Raw genomic sequence first — 21956 nt, forward strand, 5'->3', positions numbered from 1 at the left:
CAGAAGAGCTAAGAAGTTGCTTGAGGTACTGGGTTGCATTGATAATAGTCATGGCTTCGGGCGTGTCGGTTTTTTTTGGCGATTAAATCAGATCACAAACGAAGCCTTTTTTCTATCTATTTCAATTGGTTGTAGCTAAAGATCCTGTACATGTGTTGGGCTTCGCTGCGTTCTGCGCCAACCTACAAAAAGCCAAGCTACCGCCCCTGAGTTACAGCCCCCAGTTCGCTGCTGTTAACCTGCGAGATAGCAACAATCGCTTTCATGGCGTTCTTCCGAGAGGTTGATTGTCATTCGGGTATTTTAAGGGGGAGGGTGGCGCGTTGAGAAGCGTGTTTTTGCGGGAATCTGTGTTGGATCAATAAATTAGTCATTGAGGCGTGGGGTGAGAGAGCAGCTCATTTGGCAGGGAATCCAAAGCAGCCCTCACCCCAGCCCTCTCCCGGAGGGAGAGGGGGCAAGACGCCCAGAGCTGCAAGCGAGATAAAAAGAAAGGGAGCCGGTCAGGCTCCCTTTGATGTGGTGATGCAGCGATACACCTATGAGTAAGGCTGATATGCAGCCGGATCACTACGGCTAATGGCATTTGACCAATGCCATCCCCTTATCGATTGGTCGCCGCCTTCATCCCTTCCACAAACTCCTTCAGGCGAGTGAGCATATGCTCCGGGTTCTGGTGGTGGGTCTCGATGATCTTCACCACGGCGGAGCCGGAGATGGCACCGGCGGCGCCAGCGGCGATGGCTTCACGGACCTGAGCCGGTTCGCTGATGCCAAAGCCGAGCAGGGCGGGGGGGGCATTGAACTCGCGCAGGGTATTGATCAGCCCCTCCACCGGCATGCCGGCCTTGGTCTCGGCACCGGTCACACCGGCGCGGCTCACCAGATAGGTGTAACCATTGCCAAGCTCCGCCACCTGTTTCAGGGTCTCGGCATCGCCATTGGGCGGGGCGATAAAGATGCTGTCGATGCCGAACTTGTCGGCGGCCACTTTGTAGGGAGCGCACATCTGCACCGGCACGTCGGCCACCAGCACCGAATCCACGCCCGCCTGCCGGCACTTCTCGTAGAAACCGTCAATTTTGCGCACATAGACCAGGTTGGCGTAGACCAGCAGGCCAATGGGCAGCTGCGGGTACTTGGCGCGGATGCGGCCGAGCAGCTCGAAACAGTCGTCCGGGGTGGTGTGGCTGGCAAAGGCGCGCAGGGCGGCGCCCTGAATGGTGGGGCCGTCCGCCACCGGATCCGAGAAGGGAATGCCGAGCTCGAGGGCATCGGCGCCCCCTGCGACCAGCGCATCGACGATGGCCAGCGAGAGTTCGGGAGTGGGGTCACCCAGCATCACGAACGGCACAAAGGCGCCCTGATTGGCCGCGTCCAGACGGGAGAAGAGTTGTGCGTAACGGTTCATGACAAGGTTCCTTCTTTCTCGAAAATGTCAGCCACGGTGAAGATATCTTTGTCGCCACGGCCGGAGAGGTTGACGATGAGCACCTGCTCTTTTTCCGGTTCACTGCGGGCCATCTTGAGGGCGTGGGCCAGCGCGTGGGAGGACTCCAGCGCGGGTATGATGCCTTCGGATTTGGCCAGCTCCTGGAAGGCGTCCAGCGCCTCCTTGTCGGTCACCGAGGGGTACTCGGCGCGGCCGATGGCGGCCAGGTGGGCGTGCTGCGGGCCGACGGAGGGGAAATCCAGCCCTGCTGAAACGGAGTAGGACTCCTGAATTTGACCCTGATTGTCTTGCATCAGGTAGGAGTGCATGCCAAAGAAGACCCCCTTGCTGCCGTGACCGAGCGGCGCGCCGTGCTCACCGCTCTCGATGCCGTGACCGCCCGGCTCGACGCCGATGAGGCGCACCGACGGCTCATCGATAAAGTCGGCAAACATGCCGATGGCGTTCGAGCCGCCGCCGACGCAGGCGATCACCGCATCGGGCAGCCGCTCCTCCTTCTCGAAGCACTGGGCCTTGGCCTCTTCGCCGATCATCTTCTGGAACTCCCGCACGATAGTGGGGAAGGGGTGCGGGCCGGCGGCGGTACCGAGCAGGTAGTGGGCTGACTCGTAGTTGGCGGCCCAGTCGCGCAGCGCCTCGTTGCAGGCATCTTTGAGGGTGCTGGAGCCTGAGTGCACCGGGATGACGGTGGCACCCATCAGCTTCATGCGAAATACGTTGGGCTTCTGGCGCTCGCAATCCTTGGCACCCATATAGACCCGGCACTTGAGGCCGAGTAGGGCGCAGGCCAGCGCAGTCGCAACGCCATGCTGACCGGCACCGGTCTCGGCGATGATCTCTTTCTTGCCCATCCGCTTGGCCAGCAGCGCCTGACCCAGCACCTGGTTGGTCTTGTGGGCACCGCCGTGCAGCAGGTCTTCACGCTTCAGATAGAGGCGGGTCTTGGTGCCCTTGGTCAGATTGCGGGTCAGGGTGAGCGGGGTCGGGCGACCGGCATACTCGGTCAGCAGGGTCTGAAATTCGGCGATAAAGGCCGGATCATCCTTGGCATCGACGAAGGCCTTCTCCAGCTGGAGCAGGGCGGGGATGAGGATCTGGGGCACATACATGCCGCCAAATTCACCAAAAAACGGGTTGAGCAGGGTCATGGTTTCTTCCTTATACCTTGAGTCGAAAACGGAACATCAATTACGAAACAGTGATTCAGTAGTGGCCTCACAGGGCGCGCTTACAGTTGGCGCAGTGCGCCGAAGGCAGCCGCCAGCTTGTGCGCATCCTTCTGGCCCGGGGCACTCTCTACCCCGGAGTTGAAATCAAGGCCGAGGCAGCCCACTTGCGCGGCTTGCAGGGCATTGTCGGGGTTGAGGCCCCCCGCCAGCATCAGCTTGGCTTTATCGAGATGGGCCAGCATGGCCCAGTCGAATGCCTGACCGGTGCCGCCGCTCTGGCTCCCCACTTTGGTATCGAGCAGCAGCCGATCCGCCGGATAGTCGAGGGCGGGCAGCGGCTCGCCGCTTGTGACTCCAACTGCCTTCCAGATCTGGCAGCCAGCCGGCAGCAGCGCGCGCAGTCCCTCGATATAGGCGGCGTCTTCATCACCGTGCAGCTGCACTGCGGTGAGCCCCAGCGCTTCCACCGTCTTGACGATGGTGGCGGGCTGGGCATTGCGAAATACCCCGACGTAAGAGAGCGGCGCGCCCGCCATCACGGCGCGAGCGGCAGGAATGTCCACATAGCGCGGGCTTTTCGCCACAAAGATAAGGCCACCGAATACCGCGCCCGCCTGATGGGCTGCAATGGCGTCTTCGGCGCGGGTGAGACCGCACACCTTGTTCTGGCCCAGAGTGAGCTTGCGCACCGCAGCCTCCAGATCCGGCTCGGCCATCAGGGATGAGCCCACCAGAAAGCCCTTGGCGTGGTGGCGCAGATCCGCCACCTGGGCGCGGTGGTTGATGCCGGACTCGCTGATCACCACCCGATCGCTTGGAATGTCTTTGGCGAGCTGCTTGGTGCGGGCGAGATCGACGCTCAAGTCGCGCAGGTCCCGGTTGTTGATGCCAATCACCGGCGCCCCCAGCGCGATGGCGCGGGTCAGCTCCTCCTCGTTGCTCACCTCGGTCAGCACGCCAAGGCCCAGCTCTTTGGCGACTGCGAACAGGGCGCGATAGCCCTCGTCGGTGAGCACCGAGAGCATCAGCAGGATGGCATCCGCCTGATAGTGGCGGGCCAGATAGACCTGGTAGGGGTCAATCATGAAATCCTTGCAGAGCACCGGCTGGCTGACGCGGCTGCGCACCCTCGGCAGGAAGGCAAAATCCCCCTGAAAGAACTTCTCGTCGGTCAGCACCGAGATGGCGGTGGCGTATTTGCCATAGATGTCGGCGATGGCCTCCGGGCTGAAATCGTCGCGGATCAAGCCCTTGGAGGGGGAGGCCTTCTTGCACTCCAGAATAAAGCGGGTGGAGCCCGCTTTGAGGGCCCCGACGAAATCCCTATCGCTTGGGGTCAGCGTGCTCTGGAAGCTCTCCAGCGGCTGGGCCAGCTTGCGGGCGGCAACCCACTCCTGCTTGGCCGCCACGATTTTGCCGAGAATGGTCTGGCTGATGGAGGCCATGTTCAGAAAAGCATGGGGGGCAATAAGGTCTGACATCTCGTTATCCTTGCGAAGCTGGTTATTGCCGGTTGGGCGTTCTGAATGACTGCTGTGCAGAGTCGTGGCTGACATCATGCCTCCTGATGACTCAGGGTGGCGAGCCGAGCGGCGAGCTCCGCCGTCTTGCCGCTTGCCAGCACCGCCAACACCTGGGCGGCTGCGCTCTTGAGATCCTTCGCCTTGCCCGCCATCAGCAGCAGCGGCGCCACATTGGCGGCGATGGCGGCGTTGTGGGCCGGGGTGCCACGCCCTTCCAGAATGGCGGCGGTGATGGCGCGGTTCTCTTCCGGCTCCCCACCTTGAATGGCGCTGACCGGATAGGTCTCCAGGCCAAAGTCAGCCGGGGTGAGCAGAAACTCGCGGATCTCGCCGTCACGGATCTGGGCCACCTGGGTCGGGCCGTGGATGGCAATTTCATCCAGCCCGGCGCCGTGCACCACCATACCGGTTTTCAGCCCCAGTGCCAGCAGGGTTTCGGCGATGGGGCGCACCAGCTCGGGGGCATAGACCCCCATCAGCTGATAGGTGGGGCGAGCCGGGTTGATGAGCGGCCCCAGCACATTGAACAGGGTGCGGGTCTTGAGGGCTTGGCGCACCGGCATGGCGTGGCGCACCCCGGCGTGATACTGGGGGGCGAACAGGAAGCAGATGCCAAGCTCGTCCAGACAGCGGCGCGCCTGCGCCGGGCTCATGTCGAGCTTGATGCCCATCTTGTCCAGCAGATCGCTCGAACCCGACTTGCTCGAGACCGAGCGGTTGCCGTGCTTGGCCACTTTCAGGCCGCAGGCGGCAGCGACCAGCGCCGAGGTGGTGGAGACGTTGATGGTGTTGAGGCCATCGCCACCGGTGCCGACGATATCGCAGAACTCGTAATCCGGACGCGGGAAGTCGCGGGCTTCCGCCAGCAGGGCCTCGGCGGCGCCGGCGATCTCCTCCGGGGTCTCCCCCTTGATCTTGAGGGCGGTCAAGAGACTGGCGAGCACGATGGGATCCACTTCGCCACGTACCACCTGGCCGAAGGCGTCGCGGGTACTTTCACGGCTCAGAGACTGACCCTGATAGAGGGTGTTGAGATGATGATGCATGTTGGTCTCCTTACCGCACACTGCTTTCTGGACGGGTGATGTGGGCGAGCGCCTGGGTCAGCAGACGGGCCCCTTCCGAGGTCATGATGGATTCCGGATGGAACTGGAAGCCCAGCACCCGCTCATCCTGCTGCTCGATGGCCATGGGCATGCCTTGATAGTGGGCAATCACCGTCAGCTCTTCCGGTACATAGGTGGCGACCAGCGAGTGGTAGCGTGCCACCGGCAGCGGGCTTTGCAGCCCCGCGAAGGCGCCGTGGCCGTTGTGCTCAATCAGGGAGCGCTTGCCGTGGACGATTTCGCCCGCCGCGCCGACGGTGCCGCCGTAGGCTTCGCACAGGGCCTGATGGCCGAGACAGATACCGAGGATGGGCACCTGACCGCGGGCCAGCTTGATGAGGTCGATGAGGCAACCCGCCTCATGGGGGGCGCCCGGCCCCGGCGAGAGCACCAGCACGGCGTCTCCTTCACAGGCAGCGATCTCGCTCATGATGCGGCTCGCCGGCAGGCTGTTGCGGTAGATCCGCACCGGATAGCCGAGGGAGCGGAACTGGTCGACGAGGTTGTAGGTAAACGAGTCGAAGTTGTCGAGCAGGAAGATGTTAGTCATGGCTCACGTCCTTATGTTGCTCCTGCTGGGCGCTCAGGGCTTGCAGGGAGGTGCCATGGCTGGCTGCGATGGCGGCCAGCACGGCTGCCGCCTTGGCGCGGGTCTCGTCCGCCTCGGCCTGGGGCTTGGAGTCATAGACCACGCCGGCACCGGCCTGCACGTGTGCCACACCCTCTTTGACAAAGGCGGAGCGGATGACGATGCAGGTATCCATCTCGCCGGCGCCGTTGATGTAGCCGACCGCGCCGCCGTAGCTGCCGCGGCGTTTGCCTTCCACCATGCGAATGAGCTCGCTGGCGCGGATCTTGGGCGCGCCGGTGAGGGTGCCCATGTTCATGCAGGCCTGATAGGCGTGCAGGGCGTCAAGGTCGGCGCGCAAGGTGCCGACCACCTTGGAGACCAGGTGCATCACGTGGCTGTAGCGATCCACTTTCAGCAGCTCCTTGACGTAGCGGGTGCCCGGCTCCGAGATGCGGGCGATGTCGTTGCGGCCCAGATCCACCAGCATCAGGTGCTCGGCCACCTCTTTCTCGTCCTGACGCAATTCCAGCTCGATGCGGCCGTCGAGATCCCGGTTGATGCTGCCATCGGGGTTGAAGCCGCGGCGGCGGGTACCGGCGATGGGGTACATCTCCACGTCGCGGCTGGTGGCGCAGAATTTCACCGCGCTCTCCGGCGAGGCGCCAAACAGTGTGAAGCCCTCGTCCTGCACGTAGAACATGTAGGGGCTGGGGTTGGTTTGCTTGAGGCGGCGATAGGCGGCGACGGGGCTGGGGCAGGGCAGGGAGAAGCAGCGGGACGGCACCACCTGGAAGATGTCACCGCGGCGGATAAAGCCCTTGAGCTTCTCCACCTCGGCGCAGAACTGCTTGTCGCTCTTGTCCACGCTCATGCCGCCGGCGAGAGCCGGGGTGGCCGGAGCCTGCGCGGGGGCTTGCTGGCAGGCGTGCTTGAACTGGGCGAGGCGCTCGCTCAGGCGGTGGTATCTGTCCTCCACCCGGCTCTCGTCGCTGTCACCGCCGAAGATGCAGGCGAGCAGCGCAGTGGAGCGTGCGATGTGGTCGATGGTGATCAGGGTCTCGGCCACGTAGAAGCAGTAGTCGGGGCAGTCGTTGCTCCCCTGTGGTACCTCGGGCAGATCTTCAAAGGAGGCGATGAGGTCGTAGGCGAAGCTGCCAGCCATAAACAGGGCTTCTTTGCCGAGTTGGCAATCGAGCTCCCGCTGCAGGGTGCGCAGCACGTCCAGCACGCTGATCCCCTTGAGGCGGCTGTCTTCGTCCTGCTCCCGATCGGAGGCCGGGAAGTCGAGCTGCAACTCGCCGGCCACCATGCTCTGGGCAACGGCGGCGGGCAGACGCTCGGCCAGCAGGCTCTGCAGCTGGGCGCCGTTGTCGTTCAGGCTGCGCACCCGCACGGTGCGGCCACGGCACTCGATACGCAGGCAGGCGTCCACCAGCAGCAGGCTCTGTTTGCCGGCCTTGGAGTCGATCTCGACCGATTCCAGCAGCAGGTTGTTGGGGCGACCCTGGCAAAGCTCGCTGTAGAGTGCCAGCGGATCGGCCACATAGGGGGCGTTGAGGGTGAGGGTATCGAATTCACCCAGAGGAAGGCGATGGCTGGCTGTCATAGTGCGTTCCCTTGCGTGTGATGCTGTTTACCGATGTTCATGACGTTGAATTCCTTGAAAATTTAATGGGTCCGGGGTGGCTGGTTCAGGGGCGCCATCGCCAGGTCAGGTTGCTTGTCTGAATTCTCGGTTTCATCACAGGTCCATTTGCCGGATAATAAAAAAGCCCGCTGGGGTCAGCGGGCTTTTTCTTTGGGTTCTTTATTTGCTGTCAGATTTACAGGTACAGCAACGACCACACGCCCGCATGTCAGGGAGTGTGCCACCACCAGATGGTCAGGATGGAAGTCGTTTGCATGATAAAGTCCTGTAAAAAGATGTTTGCAATGAAGTGCCTACAGAAAACGATAAAGCCGCGGCCAAGTCAAGTCGCTTTTTAGCCTTCTTTCACCGAATGTGTACCCATGGTGACCTGACCACGAGAGCGGAATAATCTGATGAGATTCGATCTACACTGCCATACCACGGCCTCGGATGGCGTGCTGAGCCCCGCCGAACTGGTGCGCCGCGCCGCCGCACAAGGGGTCGAGGTGTTAGCAGTCACTGACCACGATACCCTTGCCGGGCTTGATGAGGTGCGCCGTACCATCGATGCCGAGCAACTGCCGCTGCGGCTGGTGAGCGGAGTCGAGATCTCCACCGGCTGGGAGCATCACGAAATTCATATCGTGGCGCTGGGGGTGGATGAAAAAAATCCGCAGCTGGTGGCGTTTCTGGCCGGCCAGCTGGCTCGTCGTGAGGCGCGCGCCCAGGAAATAGGGCGTCGTCTGGAGAAGTGCCAGCTTCCCGGCACCTATGAAGAGGCCAAGCAGCTGGCTGGCGACGCCGCCGTGACCCGGGCCCATTTTGCCCGGGTGCTGATGGCGCGCGGGGTGGCCGATACCATGCAGAAGGTCTTCAAAAAGTACCTGAGCCGGGGTAACAAGGGCTATGCTCCGGCCGAGTGGCCCGAGATGGGCGAGGCGATCAGCGCCATTCACGCCGCTGGCGGCCTGGCGGTGTTGGCCCACCCGAGCCGTTACGATCTCACCGCCAAGTGGATCAAGCGGCTGCTGGTGGCCTTCAAGGCGGCCGGTGGTGATGCCATGGAGGTCTCGCTGCCCCAGCAGAGTCCGCAGGAGCGGGCCAATCTCGGCCAGTGGGCCAAGGAGCACGACCTCTACATCTCGGTAGGATCGGATTTTCACTTCCCCTCCAACTGGACCGAGCTGGGGCGCCACCTCTGGTTGCCCAAGGAGGGGATGCCGCTCTGGTTGGCTCATCCCGGTCACTTCGGCCTGAGCGCCGAGCAGCATGCCGCCCTGCTGGCCAGCCGTTGAGAGGCGCCTGCGGACGTCAAACAGATTAAGGTAGTGTCGTGGAGCCTGGCTCCACGGCCATCAAGCGGGCAGGCATTGCCGCCCCCATTGCGAGAACGAGTCATGAGTCAGCACTTTTACGTACATCCGGAAAACCCCCAGGCCCGTCTGATCAGCCAGGCGGTACAGATCATTCAGAACGGCGGCGTCATCGTCTATCCCACCGACTCGGGCTATGCGCTGGGTTGCCAGATGGGCGACAAGGGCGCGCTGGAGCGTATCTGCCGCATCCGCCGCATCGATCCCAACCACGACTTCACCCTGGTGTGCCGCGATCTCTCCGAGATCTCCACCTATGCCAAGGTGGACAACACGGCGTTTCGCCTGATCAAGAACAACACCCCCGGCCCCTACACCTTCATCTTCAAGGCCACCAAGGAGGTACCGCGCCGCCTGATGAACGAGAAGAAGAAGACCATCGGCATCCGGGTACCGGACAACAAGATTGCCCAGGCGCTGTTGGAAGCGCTCGGCGAGCCGCTGCTCTCCACCACCCTGATCCTGCCGGAATCTGACATGGCGGAGTTCGACCCGGAGGAGATCTTCGACAAGCTGGGCAAACAGCTGGATCTGGTGGTCAACGGCGGTTATCTGGGTGAGCAACCCACTACCGTGGTGGACTTCTCCGAGGACGAGCCTGTGCTGCGCCGGCGTGGTGCCGGGGACCCGACTCCGTTTGAGTGATACTGCCGATCCTGTGCCGGTGACGGCCACGCCCATGGCGGGCGAGAGGGTGGCGAGCGCGGCGGGGGAGGCCGCTCCCCCCCAGGCCACCCCGTCTCCCATCGCCCGGGTGCTGGGGCAGCCCTATCACGAGCTGCCTCAGGATTTGTTCATCCCGCCCGATGCGCTGGAGGTGTTTCTCGATACCTTCGAGGGGCCGCTCGATCTGCTGCTCTACCTCATCCGGCGCCAGCAGCTCGACATCCTCAACCTGCCGATCCTGCAGATCACCGCCCAGTACATGGAGTACGTGGAGCTGATGCAGGGTCTCAATCTGGAGCTGGCGGCCGAATACCTGCTGATGGCGGCCTGGCTGGCGGAGATAAAATCCCGTCTGCTGCTGCCCAAGGCGCCGGAGCTGGAAGATGAGGAGGAGGGTGAGGACCCCCGCGTTACCCTCATTCGCCGGCTGCAGGAGTACGAGCGCTACAAGGTGGGGGCGGAGCGGGTCAACGAGCTGCCGCGGCTGGAGCGGGAGATCTTCATCGCCACCGCCCTGCCGCCGGATTTTGGCGATCTCAAACCATTGACGCCCGATGTTTCGCTGGTTGAGCTCGCCCTTTACATGCAAAGTGTGGTAAAACGCGCGACTCATTTTGAACATCACCAGATCCGCCGTGAGCAGATCCCGACCCGGGTGCGCATGGCGGAGATCCTTGCCATGCTCTCGCTGGGCCAGACCCTGCGCCTGGATCGGGTGCTGCGCGCCGAAGAGGGGCGCATGGGGGTGTTGGTGACGTTTCTGGCACTGCTGGAGCTCTGCAAGGAGCAGTTGATCTGGATCCTGCAGGCGGAACCGCTGGGGCCGATCCACTTTGCCCTGGCCGGCCAGCATGAGGAGAGCGAGCGTGGCGCTGCCCACTGAACGGTTGAAGAGGCCGATGTTGCGAGGAGCGGATCATGGCGCTGCCGGCTGAACGACTCAAGACGCTGATCGAGGCGGCGCTGTTCGTCGCCGGACGCCCGCTCAACGTCAGCGAGCTCAAGAGCAGCGTACTGGCGGACTACCCGGTCACCAGCCGCTACGTCCAGCTGTTGCTGGCGGAGCTCAGACAGGATTACAGCGAACGGGGAGTGGAGCTCAAGGAGGTGGCCTCCGGCTGGCGCTTTCAGGCCCGCCAGGAGTACGCCGAGGAGCTCTCCAGGCTCTGGAGTGAGCGGGCGCCCCGTTATTCGCGCGCCGTGATGGAGACGCTGACGCTGATCGCCTATCGTCAGCCCATCACCCGGGCCGAGATCGAAGCCATCCGCGGGGTGGCGGTCTCGAGCCAGATAGTGAATACCCTGAAAGAACGTGGCTGGGTGCGCAGCATCGGTCACAAGGAGGTGGTGGGCCGCCCGGAGCTGCTCGCCACCACCCGAGAATTTCTGGATTATTTTAATCTGCAGAGTCTGGAGCAGCTCCCCGAGCTTGATCCCGAACTGCAACCCTCGTTGTCCACGCTGACATTGGCAGCTGCGGGCAGCGATCAACAATCAGGTAACCCCGATGAGTGAAAAACTGCAAAAAGTGTTGGCCCGCGCGGGTCACGGCTCCCGTCGTGAGATGGAGGCCCTGATCACCGCAGGTCGGGTCAGTGTGGATGGCAAGGTCGCCACACTGGGGGATCGCGTCGAAGTGAACGCCGTGATCCGGGTGGATGGTCACCAGATCAAGACCCGTGCCGCAGAGGAAGTGATCTGCCGCGTGCTGGCTTACCACAAGCCGGAAGGGGAGATGTGTACCCGTCACGATCCGGAAGGTCGTCCCACCGTGTTTGATCGTCTGCCCAAGATGGAAGGGGCCCGCTGGATTGCGGTCGGCCGCCTTGACGTCAACACCTCAGGTCTGCTGCTGTTCACCACCGACGGTGAGCTGGCCAACCGGCTGATGCACCCGAGCCACGAAGTGGAGCGGGAATACGCGGTGCGGGTCTTTGGCGAGATCACCGAAGCCATGCTGCAGCGCCTGCGCAAGGGCGTGCAGCTGGAAGACGGCATGGCCAAGTTCAACAAGATCAAGCCGGCCGGTGGCGAGGGTCTGAACCAGTGGTTCAACGTCACCCTGACCGAGGGTCGCAACCGTGAAGTGCGCCGCCTGTGGGAATCCCAGGAAGTGCAGGTGAGCCGCCTGATGCGTATTCGCTACGGCGACGTGCAGCTGGATCGCGGCATTCCGCGCGGTGGCTGGCAGGAGCTGAAACTGCCAGAGGTGAACTACCTGCGTGGCCTGGTCAACCTGCCCAACGAGACCGAGTCCAAGGTCGATCTGCAGCAGGACGGCAAAACCAGTCGTCACAAGCAGGCCGCCCAGATCCGTCGCGCCGTCAAGCGCCACAAGGAGATGCAGGGCAAGGAGCCGCGTGCCCGTGCCACCACGGCTCGTCGCAAGCCGACCTCCTCCACCCGCAACTCGGGCACCGGCAGCAAGTAAGCGCTGCGTGGCCGCAAGGCCGCCCTGCAAAAGGCCCGCCTCTTCGGCGGGCCTTTTTGTTGGCGCCTTTTGAGTTCGTTATTGTTCAAATGCGCATAAGGCCGAATTAATGGGGTCGGGCAGGCGACTGGCAGTGGCGGGGGTGGTTGCTCGGCACGGGCGGGCTTGTTAGCCTTCCCGCACTGACACAGGAGATAATAATGAGCAAGGTACTTGATGAGCTGCTGGCGTTGCTGGCGCTCGAAAAAATCGAGGAGGGCCTGTTTCGGGGCCAGAGCCAGGATCTCGGTCTGCGGGCCGTGTTTGGCGGACAGGTAATGGGGCAGGCCTTGTCAGCCGCCAAGCAGACGGTGGCAAGCGATCGCCAGGTGCACAGCTTCCACTCCTACTTCCTGCGCCCCGGCGATGCCAACCGTCCCATCGTCTACGACGTGGAGAACATCCGCGACGGTCAGACCGTCTCCACCCGCCGGGTCAAGGCCATTCAGGGCGGCAAGCCCATCTTCTATCTCAACGCCTCCTTCCAGGTCGAGGCGGACGGCTTTGAACACCAGATCGCCATGCCAGCGGGGATCACGCCCCCCGAGCAGCTCAAGAGCGAGCTGGAGCTGGTGCGCCCCTACGAACAGCAGATCCCGCCCGCCCTGCGCGACAAGATCATGTGCGAGAAGCCCATCGAGATTCGCCCGGTGACCCTGGTCGATCCGATCCGCCCCGACGTACACGAGCCGCTGCGCCACGTCTGGTTCAAGGCCAATGGCCAGATGCCGGACGATCAGCGGGTGCACAAGTACCTGCTGGCCTATGCCTCCGACTTCCACTTCCTGTTCACCGCCCTGCAGCCCCACGGCGTGTCGTACTGGGAGCCGGACATGCAGGTGGCCACCATCGATCACTCCATGTGGTTCCATCGGGACTTCCGGCTGGACGACTGGCTGCTCTACGTGGTGGACAGCCCGAGCGCCAGCGCCGGTCGTGGCCTGGTGCGCGGCCAGTTCTTCACCCGTGAGGGCGTGCTGGTGGCGAGCACGGCGCAGGAAGGGGTGATCCGCCGCCGTGGTTGATGAGCGCTGACCGCCAACAAAAAACGGGAGCCGATGGCTCCCGTTTTTTTATCTGCTTGCTCTATCAGGCCGCATCTTGCTCGGCGCCGAGCGCTGGCTCGTCGCTCTGGGCGAAACGGTCGGCCCACAGGGCGATGACGCCGTCGCCGGTGACGTTGCAGGCGGTGCCGAAGCTGTCCTGGGCCAGGTAGAGGGCGATCATCAGGGCGATGGAGGCCTCACCGAACCCCAGCATGGAGGTGAGCAGACCCAGTGCGGACATGACGCCGCCACCCGGAGCACCCGGCGCGGCGATCATGATGACGCCCAGCATCATGATGAAGGGCAGCATGGTATCGATGCCCGGAATGGCCAGATGCTCGGAGAGGAACATCACCGCGGTGGCGCAGGTCACCAGGGTGATGGTGGAGCCACACAGGTGAATGGTGGCGCACAGCGGCACGGTGAAGTTGGCGATGCCATCGCTCACGCCGTTGTTCTTGCTGGCCTGCAGGGCGACCGGGATGGTGGCGGCGCTGGACATGGTGCCCAGCGCGGTGAAGTAGGCCGGCAGCATGTTCTTGATGAGCTGGGCCGGGGAGCGGCCCAGGGCCAGACCGGTACCGACGAACAGCACGGAGAGCCAGAGCCAGTGCATGACGATGGCCATCACCAGCACCACGCCGAAAGTCTTCAGGGTGGCGAATACGGTGCCTTCCACCGTCATCTCGACGAAGACGCCGGCGATGTAGAACGGCAACAGCGGGATGATCACCTTGGCCAGCAGGCGGTCGATGATGTCACGGCCCTGATCGGCGACCCGGCGCAGATCGGTGGCCTGGGTGGCGCTGATGCCGATGCCGAACACGAAGGCGGCGGCCAGTGCCGACATCACCCCGAACAGCGGCGGGATCTCCAGGTTGATGTAGGAGGCGAGCTTGATGGCGCTCTCGGCGGTGGGCTCGGCGGCGGTGGTCAGGCGCGGGATCAGGTTGCTGGCCACGGTAAAGGCGAACAGGCCCGCCAGTATGGTGGAGCAGTAGGAGAGGGCGACCGTCTTGCCCAGCAGCTTGCCGGAGTTCTTTGGCAGGCTGGCGATGCCGCTCATGATGAAGAACAGGATGATGAGCGGAATGGTGAAGGTGATCAGCTGACCTATGACTGTCTTGGCCGTAAACAGCACGCGTGCGACCCATTCCGGGGCGTAGAGACCGAGCAAGAGACCGGCGAGGATGCCGGCAACCAGTTTGAGGACAAGTTTCATAAGTAAATCCAGGTGTTAGTGTCTGATTTGTTATTTAATTTTGATTTTAATGCCGCTTTTTAACACAAAATCCGCATCATGTCTGTCGTGCGTGCGTTAATGTCGAGTTAAATATTGTTAAATGTGATCGTGGTGGTGATAGCCACTGGCGAGGTGATCGCGAGGTGCGGTGGGTGATTAATTTGCCACGGCCCTTTCAGGCGCGGATCAGCAGGGCGTGCAGCCAGCGGCCATCCGCCTGCTCGCTCTCCCAGCACTGCTGCAGTTGCAGCTGCAGCGGGGCGATGAGCCGGCGCAGGCCGTCTTCATCGAGCGGGGTCAGGGATAGGTGCGCTTGGGCTGCGGGAGCACCAGGAGTGCTGCCGGTGGCAACGATCTGGCCACTGGGGTGGGGAAAGGCGCAATAGAGCGCTCCGGCGGGCTTGAGCAGGCCGGCCAGATGGGCCAGTGCGTCGCTGAGATCGTCTGGCGCGATCGCCGGCAAGGCTCCACGCGCCCAGATGCCGTCATAGGGCACCACGCTATGCAACTGCTCGATGCGGCAGACCCGCACCGGCTGGCCGCTGCGCCGCGAGGCGATCCTGGCCTGTGCCAGGCGGGCATCGAAGGCCGTCACCACCAGCCCCTGTTGGCGAAAGAAGCAGAGATCATCGCCTTCACCACAGCCCGCCTCCAGCAGGTGGGCGCCGGGGGGGAGCAGCACCAGAAACGACAGGCGCGCCGTTGACCATGGGTCGGCTGAGGGCGTGGCAATGGAGGCCGGAGGGCAAGAGGGGGACGAACGGGACATGGCGGGCACCTTGGTTCGGGGGGCGCAACTCAATTTCGGGGGCGTGACTATAGCAAACTTGAGCCAATTTGGCGCCGGGGCGCCAAAGGGATAGAAGGAGATGGAAGGAAGTGAGGGGTTGTCTGCGTCGGGCCAGGGCCGCCAGAGTTCGGCCTTGCTGGCTCAGGGGCGACGGGCGGCCGGGCCGGTTGGCAGGGCGATCAGGGCGAACAGGCTGTCCAGCAGGAAGTCGGCCTCCTGGCGCAGATCGATGCGCTCCGGAAAGTGCAGCCAGTTGATGATGTAGCCATCCAGGGTGCAGTGCAGCAGGGTGGCGGCCCGTTGCAGATCCAGCCCCTGCGGCAGCTGGCCGAGGCGCACCGCATTGCCCAGAGTGATCTCGAGATCCCGGAAGAAGTTGCTGGACTGGCTGCGCATGTGTTCGCGCAAGGAGATGGCCTCTCCCTCCAGCGACTCCAGGTTGAACATGATGGTGAACATCTGCTGATGAGCCGGGTTGGTGCAGATTTTGACCAGCACCTCCTTGAGGAAGGTGCGCAGCTTGCCGAGGGGGTCGGGCTCCAGTTCGGAGACGCAGGCATCGAGCTGGTGGGAGAGGGGTTGGCATAGCTCCTCCCAGAGGGAGACGAACAGCTCTTCCTTGTTCTTGAAATGCCAGTAAATGGCGCCCCGGGTCAGCTCGGCTGCCCTGGCGATGTCGGTCAGGCTGGTCTTGGCCAGGCCGTGTGAGCAGAACAGATCCAGGGCCGTACTCATGATGTGGCAGCGGGTCTGCTGCGCCTCTTCTTTGGTTCTTCTGGCCATCTCTGCGCGCACCTTGTAAAAGTAAAAAAAGTCACTTACATACATTTATGAATGTATGTATATTGCCTCATCTTTCCGATTTTACCAACCGGGTCCTATAAACCCTGTGGTTATTCATTGATAGACAGAGGCTCAGGTTCTCCATGCATAAACATATTCTCGCACGTTCAGTCGGCCTTGCGCTGCTGGCGAGCGGTCTGCTGACCGCTTGCGGCGAACAGGGCAGTGCCCAGCAGGGGCCCGGTGCGATGCCGCCGGCCGCGGTGGATGTCGTCACCCTGCACACGGCGCCACTGCAGCTCACCACCGAGCTGACCGGGCGCAGCGCCCCGCTGCGGGTCGCCGAGGTGCGTCCCCAGGTGAGCGGCATCATTCTCAAGCGTCTCTTTACCGAGGGCAGTGACGTCAAGGCCGGCCAGTTGCTGTACCAGATCGATCCCGCCGTTTATCAGGCTGCGGTGGCCAGTGCCAAGGCCAACCTGGCCAAGGCGCAGGCCAATGAGCAGAGCGCCCGCCTCAAGGCCAAGCGCTATGCCGAGCTGGTGAAGGTGAAGGCCATCAGCAGCCAGGAGTATGACGACGCCGACGCGGCCTGGAAGCAGCAGCTGGCCGAAATCGGTGCCGCCAAGGCGGCGCTGCAGACCGCCAACATCAACCTGGCCTACACCCGTATCACGGCCCCCATCAGCGGCCGCATCGGCAAGTCTGCGGTGACCGAAGGTGCACTGGTGACGGCCCAGCAGGCCGACAGCCTCACCTCCATCCAGCAGCTCGATCCCATGTATGTGGACGTGCGCCAGTCCACCGCCGATCTGCTGCGCCTCAAGCGCCAGGTGGCGGCCGGCAAGCTGACCCAGGACGAGCAGAAAGGCGCCCGGGTGAGCTTCCAGCTGGAAGATGGCTCCACCTACGGCGAAGAGGGCTCGCTGCAGTTCTCCGACGTGACCGTGGATGAGACCACCGGCATGGTGACCCTGCGGGTGATCGTCCCCAACCCTCATCAGCTGCTGCTGCCGGGCATGTTCATGCGTGCCACTCTGCAGGAGGGCGAGCGCGCCGAAGGGTTGTTGGTGCCGCAGACCGCGGTGACCCGTACCCCGAAAGGCGGCGCCACCGTGATGGTGGTGACGGCGGACAACAAGGTGGAGCTGCGTGAAGTGCAGCTGGGCCGCATCGTCGGCAGTGACTGGGTGGTGGAATCCGGTCTCAAAGCGGGCGAACGGGTGATCGTCGCCGGCCTGCAAAAGGTAAAACCCGGGGTCGTCGTGGCACCTGCTGAACAGAGTGCCGCTGCGCAGTCTGCCCAGGCGCCGGCCAATGCCCCGGCCAACAAGTAGGATGGAGTAGTCGCCTCATGGCACGATTTTTCATAGACAGACCCATTTTCGCCTGGGTGATCGCCCTGGTGATCATGCTGGCGGGGAGCCTGGCCATCATCAAGCTGCCGGTCGCCCAGTACCCGAGCATTGCGCCGCCGGCGGTGGGCATTTCCGCCAGCTACCCGGGGGCCTCCGCCAAGACGGTGGAAGACTCGGTGACCCAGATCATCGAGCAGAACATGACCGGGCTGGATCACCTGCTCTACATGTCCTCCCAGTCGGACTCCTCCGGCCGGGTATCGGTCACCCTCACCTTCCAGCCGGGGACCGACCCCGACATCGCCCAGGTGCAGGTGCAGAACAAGCTGCAGCAAGCCATGTCGCTGTTGCCGCAAGAGGTGCAGCAGCAGGGGATCCGGGTCCAGAAGACCTCCAGCAGCTTCCTGATGGTGGCCGCCTTCATCTCCAAAGATGGCGCCATGACCAACGATGACCTGGCCGACTACGTGGTGGCCAACATCAAGGAGCCGCTCAGTCGTCTGGATGGGGTAGGGGATATCACCCTGTTCGGCAGCCAGTACTCCATGCGGGTCTGGCTCGATCCTAACAAGCTCAACCGGGTGCAGATGACCCCGGGTGACGTGCAGGCCGCCATCAAGGCGCAGAATACCCAGGTGGCCTTCGGCAAGCTGGGGGGCACCCCGGCGGTGACCGATCAGCAGTTCACCGCCACCATCATGGGGCAGACCCGGCTCTCCACCGTGGAGGAGTTCAACGACATCCTGCTGCGGGTGAACCAGGACGGCTCCAAGGTGCGGCTCAAAGACGTGGCCCGGGTCGAACTGGCCGGTGAAAGCTACGATGCCGAGGCGCTCTACAACGGTCAGTCCACCGCGGCGGTGGCCATCAAGCTGGCGACCGGTGCCAACGCGCTGGATACCGCCGAGAAGGTACGTGGCAAGCTGAATGAGCTCTCCACCTACTTCCCGGCCAACATGGAGATCGTCTATCCGTACGACACCACGCCGTTCGTGAAGATCTCCATCGAGGAGGTGGTACAGACCCTGGTGGAGGCGATCTTCCTGGTGTTCTGCGTGATGTATCTGTTCCTGCAGAACTTCCGCGCCACCCTGATCCCGACCATTGCGGTGCCCGTGGTGCTGCTGGGGACCTTCGGCGTCATGTCGGCGTTCGGCTTCTCCATCAACACCCTGACCATGTTCGGCCTGGTGCTGGCTATCGGCCTGTTGGTGGATGACGCCATCGTGGTGGTGGAGAACGTGGAGCGGCTGATGAGCGAGGAGGATCTCTCTCCGCTCGAGGCGACCCGCAAATCGATGACCCAGATCACCGGCGCCCTGGTGGGGATCGCGCTGGTGCTCTCGGCGGTGTTCGTGCCGATGGCCTTCTTCGGCGGCTCGACCGGTGCCATCTATCGTCAGTTCTCGCTCACCATCGTCTCGGCCATGGTGCTGTCGGTGCTGGTGGCGCTGATCCTGACCCCGGCCCTGTGCGCCACCCTGCTCAAGCCCATCAAGCATGGCGAGTTCGGTGCCAAGCGCGGCTTCTTCGGCTGGTTCAACCGGGCCTTCGACGCCAGTGCCAACCGCTACCAGAGCGGGGTGCGCAAGGTGGTCAAGCAAGGGGTGCGCTACGGCATCATCTACGCCGCCATGCTGGCGGTACTGGCCATCCTGTTCATGCGCATGCCTACCTCCTTCCTGCCGGAAGAGGATCAGGGGGTCATCATGTCCATGGTGCAACTGCCGGTCGGGGCGACCAAGCAGCGCACCGAGGTGGTGCTGGCCGACATGCGCGACTACTTCATGAAAAACGAAAAGGATAACGTCGACTCCGTGCTGACGGTGGCGGGCTTCAGCTTCGCCGGTAGCGGTCAGAACAGCGGCATGGCGTTCATCAAGCTGAAAGACTGGAAGGAGCGCAACACGCCGGATCGCAGCGCCAATGCCATCATCGGCCGTGCCATGGGCTACCTGTTCAGCATCAAGGAAGCCCAGGTGTTCGCCTTCAACCTGCCTCCCATCCCGGAGCTCGGGACGGCGACGGGCTTTGACTTCTTCCTGCAGGATCGGGCCGGCGTGGGCCACGACAAGCTGATGGCAGCGCGTAACCAGCTGCTCGGCATGGCGGCGCAGGATCCCAACCTGGTGCGGGTGCGCCCGAACGGGATGGAAGATACCCCCCAGCTCGACATCAAGATCGACTACGAGAAGGCGTTGGCGCAGGGACTTTCCATCAGCGACATCAACAGCACGCTCTCCAGTGCCTGGGGCTCTGCCTATGTGAACGACTTTGTCGACAGAGGCCGGGTCAAGAAGGTCTACCTGCAGGCGGATGCCCCCTTCCGGATGAACCCGGAAGATCTCAAGCTCTGGTACGTGCGCAACAGCGCCGGTCAGATGGTGCCCTTCTCCGCCTTTGCCAGCACCGACTGGAGCTTCGGCTCGCCACGGCTGGAGCGTTACAACGGCGTGCCGGCGATGGAGATCGTCGGGGAAGCGGCGCCGGGCAAGAGTACCGGTGACGCCATGGCCGCCATCGAGCAGATGGTGAAGCAGCTGCCGGAAGGCATCGGCATCGAGTGGACTGGTCTCTCCTATCAGGAGCGGCAGGCGGGCTCTCAGGCGCCGGCCCTGTACGCCATCTCCCTGCTGGTGGTGTTCCTCTGTCTGGCCGCCCTCTACGAGAGCTGGAGCATTCCGTTCTCGGTGATGCTGGTGGTGCCGCTCGGGGTGCTGGGGGCCATTGTGGCCGCCACCCTGCGGGGGTTGGAGAACGACGTCTACTTCCAGGTGGGTCTGCTCACCACCATAGGCCTGTCGGCCAAGAACGCGATCCTCATCGTCGAGTTCGCCAAGGAGCTCTATGACAGGGGCATGGGGCTGAGCGAAGCCGTGGTGGAGGCGGCGCGCCTGCGTCTGCGTCCGATCCTGATGACCTCGCTCGCCTTCATCCTCGGCGTATTGCCGCTGGTGATCAGTACCGGGGCCGGCGCCAGCAGCCGCAACGCCATCGGTACCGGCGTGATGGGGGGGATGATCAGTGCCACCGTACTGGCCATCTTCTTCGTGCCGCTGTTCTTCGTGCTGGTGATGCGCTATTTCACCAAGCACAGCACCAAGCAAGCGCGTCTGGCCCATGCCGAGGAGATCAAACATGACTAAGACCCTGATCGCCTTGAGCGTGACCCTGCTGCTGGGGGGCTGTTCCATGGCCCCCGATTACCAACGCCCGGCGCTGCCGCAAGGTGCCACCTGGCAGAACAACCAGGCAGGGGAGGCGGCCGTCTCCCCCTGGCGCCAGCAGTTCCTGGATCCCGCCCTGCAGCAGTTGATCGCCACGGCCCTCGAGAACAACCGGGATCTGCGCATCGCGGCCCTCAACGTGGAGGCCTACGAGGCCAGATACCGGATCCAGCGGGCGGCCCAGCTGCCGACCCTGGCGGCCAATGGCTCGGGTACCCGCCAGCAGGGATCGGACGATCTCAGCAGCACGGGGCAGGGTACCATCAGCAGCCAGTACGGCGCCAACATCGGCATCACCTCCTACGAGCTGGACCTGTTCGGCCGGATCCAGAGCCTCAAAGATCAGGCGCTGGAAAACTATCTGGCGCAGGTTGAGACTCAGCGCAGCACCCAGATCGCGCTGATCGCCTCGGTGGCCAACGCCTATCTCACCCTGCTGGCGGATCAGGAGTTGCTCGCGCTGAGCGAGGCGACCCTGGCCACCGAGCAGGAGAGCTATGGTCTGACCGAGCACAAGTACCGGCTGGGTGCCGCCTCCGAAATGGAGCTGGCCCAGGGCCGCACCGCGCTGGAGAGCGCCAAGGTGAGCCTGGCCCAGTATCAACGGCAGGTGAAGCAGGATCGCAACGGCCTGGCACTGCTGCTCGGGACTGGCGTCCCCGCGCTAATGACCCAGCCGGCGACCCTGGCCGAGGTGCAGCTGGCGGCCATCCCGGTGGGTGCACCATCCAGCCTGCTGCAACAGCGCCCGGACATCCTGGCGGCTGAGCACAGCTTGAAGGCGGCCAATGCCAATATCGGCGCCGCCCGTGCGGCCTTCTTCCCGACCATTTCGCTGACCGCGACGGCGGGCACCGCCAGCAACCAGTTGAGCGGACTGTTTGATGGCGGTACCGGCACCTGGACCTTCATGCCGCAGATCAACCTGCCGATTTTTGACGGCGGCAAGCGCATCGCGGATCTGGACGTGGCCGAGGTAAGCACCAGGCAGGCGGTGGCGAGCTACGAGAAGAGCATCCAGACCGCATTCAAGGAAGTAGCGGATACGCTCGGCGCCCAGGCTGACTATCAGCAGCAATTGCAGGCGCAACAGGCACTGGTGGAGGCAAACCAGACCTACTTCAAGCTGGCGGAGGTGCGCTACGAGAAGGGGGTGGACAGTTATCTAACCCGACTCGATGCCCAGCGCTCGCTGTTCAGTGCCAAGCAGGGGCTGATCAGTACCCGTCTGGCGCAGCTCAGCAACCAGGTCGCGCTCTACAAAGCCGTCGGCGGCGGCTGGCAAGCCGCCGATGCTGAGGGTGACAAGGGCAAGCGCCAGCAGTAGGCATACTCATACCTTCCATCAGCAGGCCAATACGGGGCGAACCATCGGGTTCGCCCCGTTTCTTTTGAGCAAAAACATATACATATGAAACCTGAGTGACATAATACGTCGTTCGGGTAATGGGCACTGTATCAACAGAGGGGAGCAAGTGGGGGAGGAGTGATACCATGCCTTGTCTGCTATCCGCTGTTGCCCCTTGTCATGGCGTCTCACTGAGCGTT

18 protein-coding genes are annotated in these 21956 nt (G+C 63.2%); 9 read left to right on the forward strand and 9 right to left on the reverse strand.

What is annotated here, in order from left to right; translation table 11 throughout:
- Positions 1-604: 604 nt before the first annotated feature.
- From trpA to PG881_RS11670, 6 genes are all read right to left on the reverse strand, one after another.
- A complete protein-coding gene (gene trpA / locus PG881_RS11645; RefSeq protein WP_203133389.1) occupies positions 605-1411 on the reverse strand; it encodes a tryptophan synthase subunit alpha in 807 nt (268 codons plus the stop codon).
- The gene (trpB, locus tag PG881_RS11650) at positions 1408-2601 is read right to left on the reverse strand and encodes a tryptophan synthase subunit beta (protein WP_017780792.1); all 1194 of its coding nucleotides are present in this window, start codon (positions 2599-2601) and stop codon (positions 1408-1410) included. Before trpB ends, trpA begins: the two co-directional genes overlap by 4 nt.
- A gap of 80 nt (positions 2602-2681) precedes the next feature.
- Positions 2682-4178, reverse strand: coding sequence for a bifunctional indole-3-glycerol-phosphate synthase TrpC/phosphoribosylanthranilate isomerase TrpF (gene trpCF / locus PG881_RS11655; RefSeq protein ID WP_201944784.1), 1497 nt, complete (start codon positions 4176-4178; stop codon positions 2682-2684).
- Positions 4178-5191 carry an anthranilate phosphoribosyltransferase gene (gene trpD, locus PG881_RS11660; RefSeq protein ID WP_024944101.1) on the reverse strand — a complete coding sequence of 338 codons (1014 nt, stop codon included), beginning with the start codon at positions 5189-5191 and terminating at the stop codon, positions 4178-4180. The genes trpCF and trpD overlap by 1 nt, the downstream gene beginning before the upstream one ends.
- A 10-nt stretch (positions 5192-5201) precedes the next feature.
- Positions 5202-5801 carry an aminodeoxychorismate/anthranilate synthase component II gene (locus PG881_RS11665; RefSeq protein ID WP_016351382.1) on the reverse strand — a complete coding sequence of 200 codons (600 nt, stop codon included), beginning with the start codon at positions 5799-5801 and terminating at the stop codon, positions 5202-5204.
- On the reverse strand, positions 5794-7428 hold the full coding sequence (locus tag PG881_RS11670) for an anthranilate synthase component 1 (protein WP_270800155.1): 1635 nt from the start codon (positions 7426-7428) through the stop codon (positions 5794-5796). The genes PG881_RS11665 and PG881_RS11670 overlap by 8 nt, the downstream gene beginning before the upstream one ends.
- 437 nt (positions 7429-7865) lie before the next feature.
- Between PG881_RS11670 and rnm the strand changes: the two genes are divergently transcribed.
- From rnm to tesB, 6 genes are all read left to right on the forward strand, one after another.
- Positions 7866-8747 carry an RNase RNM gene (gene rnm / locus PG881_RS11675; RefSeq protein ID WP_044800394.1) on the forward strand — a complete coding sequence of 294 codons (882 nt, stop codon included), beginning with the start codon at positions 7866-7868 and terminating at the stop codon, positions 8745-8747.
- Positions 8748-8849: 102 nt separating this feature from the next.
- A complete protein-coding gene (locus tag PG881_RS11680) occupies positions 8850-9470 on the forward strand; it encodes an L-threonylcarbamoyladenylate synthase (RefSeq protein WP_257685311.1) in 621 nt (206 codons plus the stop codon).
- A 34-nt stretch (positions 9471-9504) separates the two neighbouring features.
- Positions 9505-10374: a segregation and condensation protein A gene (locus tag PG881_RS11685; protein WP_257685407.1), complete on the forward strand. Its 870-nt coding sequence runs from the start codon at positions 9505-9507 to the stop codon at positions 10372-10374.
- 35 nt (positions 10375-10409) lie between these two features.
- Positions 10410-11006, forward strand: a complete 597-nt coding sequence (gene scpB / locus PG881_RS11690) for an SMC-Scp complex subunit ScpB (protein WP_011706719.1) — start codon at positions 10410-10412, stop codon at positions 11004-11006.
- The gene (gene rluB, locus PG881_RS11695; RefSeq protein WP_011706718.1) at positions 10999-11922 is read left to right on the forward strand and encodes a 23S rRNA pseudouridine(2605) synthase RluB; all 924 of its coding nucleotides are present in this window, start codon (positions 10999-11001) and stop codon (positions 11920-11922) included. Before scpB ends, rluB begins: the two co-directional genes overlap by 8 nt.
- Before the next feature lie 200 nt (positions 11923-12122).
- Positions 12123-12986, forward strand: a complete 864-nt coding sequence (gene tesB / locus PG881_RS11700; RefSeq protein WP_270800159.1) for an acyl-CoA thioesterase II — start codon at positions 12123-12125, stop codon at positions 12984-12986.
- Positions 12987-13050: 64 nt separating this feature from the next.
- On the opposite strand, the gene PG881_RS11705 is transcribed toward tesB, so the two are convergent.
- The 3 genes from PG881_RS11705 to PG881_RS11715 form a co-directional block, all read right to left on the reverse strand.
- A complete protein-coding gene (locus PG881_RS11705) occupies positions 13051-14229 on the reverse strand; it encodes a dicarboxylate/amino acid:cation symporter (RefSeq protein ID WP_049048841.1) in 1179 nt (392 codons plus the stop codon).
- 196 nt (positions 14230-14425) lie between these two features.
- Positions 14426-14929 carry an SAM-dependent methyltransferase gene (locus tag PG881_RS11710; RefSeq protein WP_307772639.1) on the reverse strand — a complete coding sequence of 168 codons (504 nt, stop codon included), beginning with the start codon at positions 14927-14929 and terminating at the stop codon, positions 14426-14428.
- Between the two features lie 252 nt (positions 14930-15181).
- The gene (locus PG881_RS11715; RefSeq protein ID WP_041213693.1) at positions 15182-15823 is read right to left on the reverse strand and encodes a TetR family transcriptional regulator; all 642 of its coding nucleotides are present in this window, start codon (positions 15821-15823) and stop codon (positions 15182-15184) included.
- A 143-nt stretch (positions 15824-15966) separates the two neighbouring features.
- Here PG881_RS11715 and PG881_RS11720 point away from each other — a divergent pair, with 143 nt between their 5' ends.
- The 3 genes from PG881_RS11720 to PG881_RS11730 are packed head-to-tail and all read left to right on the forward strand — an operon-like array spanning position 15967 to position 21735.
- Positions 15967-17160, forward strand: a complete 1194-nt coding sequence (locus PG881_RS11720; RefSeq protein ID WP_029299706.1) for an efflux RND transporter periplasmic adaptor subunit — start codon at positions 15967-15969, stop codon at positions 17158-17160.
- A 17-nt stretch (positions 17161-17177) separates the two neighbouring features.
- A complete protein-coding gene (locus PG881_RS11725; RefSeq protein ID WP_029299709.1) occupies positions 17178-20327 on the forward strand; it encodes an efflux RND transporter permease subunit in 3150 nt (1049 codons plus the stop codon).
- Positions 20320-21735 (forward strand): efflux transporter outer membrane subunit, encoded by a 1416-nt coding sequence (locus PG881_RS11730; protein ID WP_270800165.1) that lies wholly within the window; start codon positions 20320-20322, stop codon positions 21733-21735. The genes PG881_RS11725 and PG881_RS11730 overlap by 8 nt, the downstream gene beginning before the upstream one ends.
- Positions 21736-21956 lie beyond the last annotated feature (221 nt).

Origin of the sequence: Aeromonas sp. QDB54 (assembly GCF_027707385.1) — a bacterium.
GTDB classification, from domain to species: domain Bacteria; phylum Pseudomonadota; class Gammaproteobacteria; order Enterobacterales; family Aeromonadaceae; genus Aeromonas; species Aeromonas hydrophila.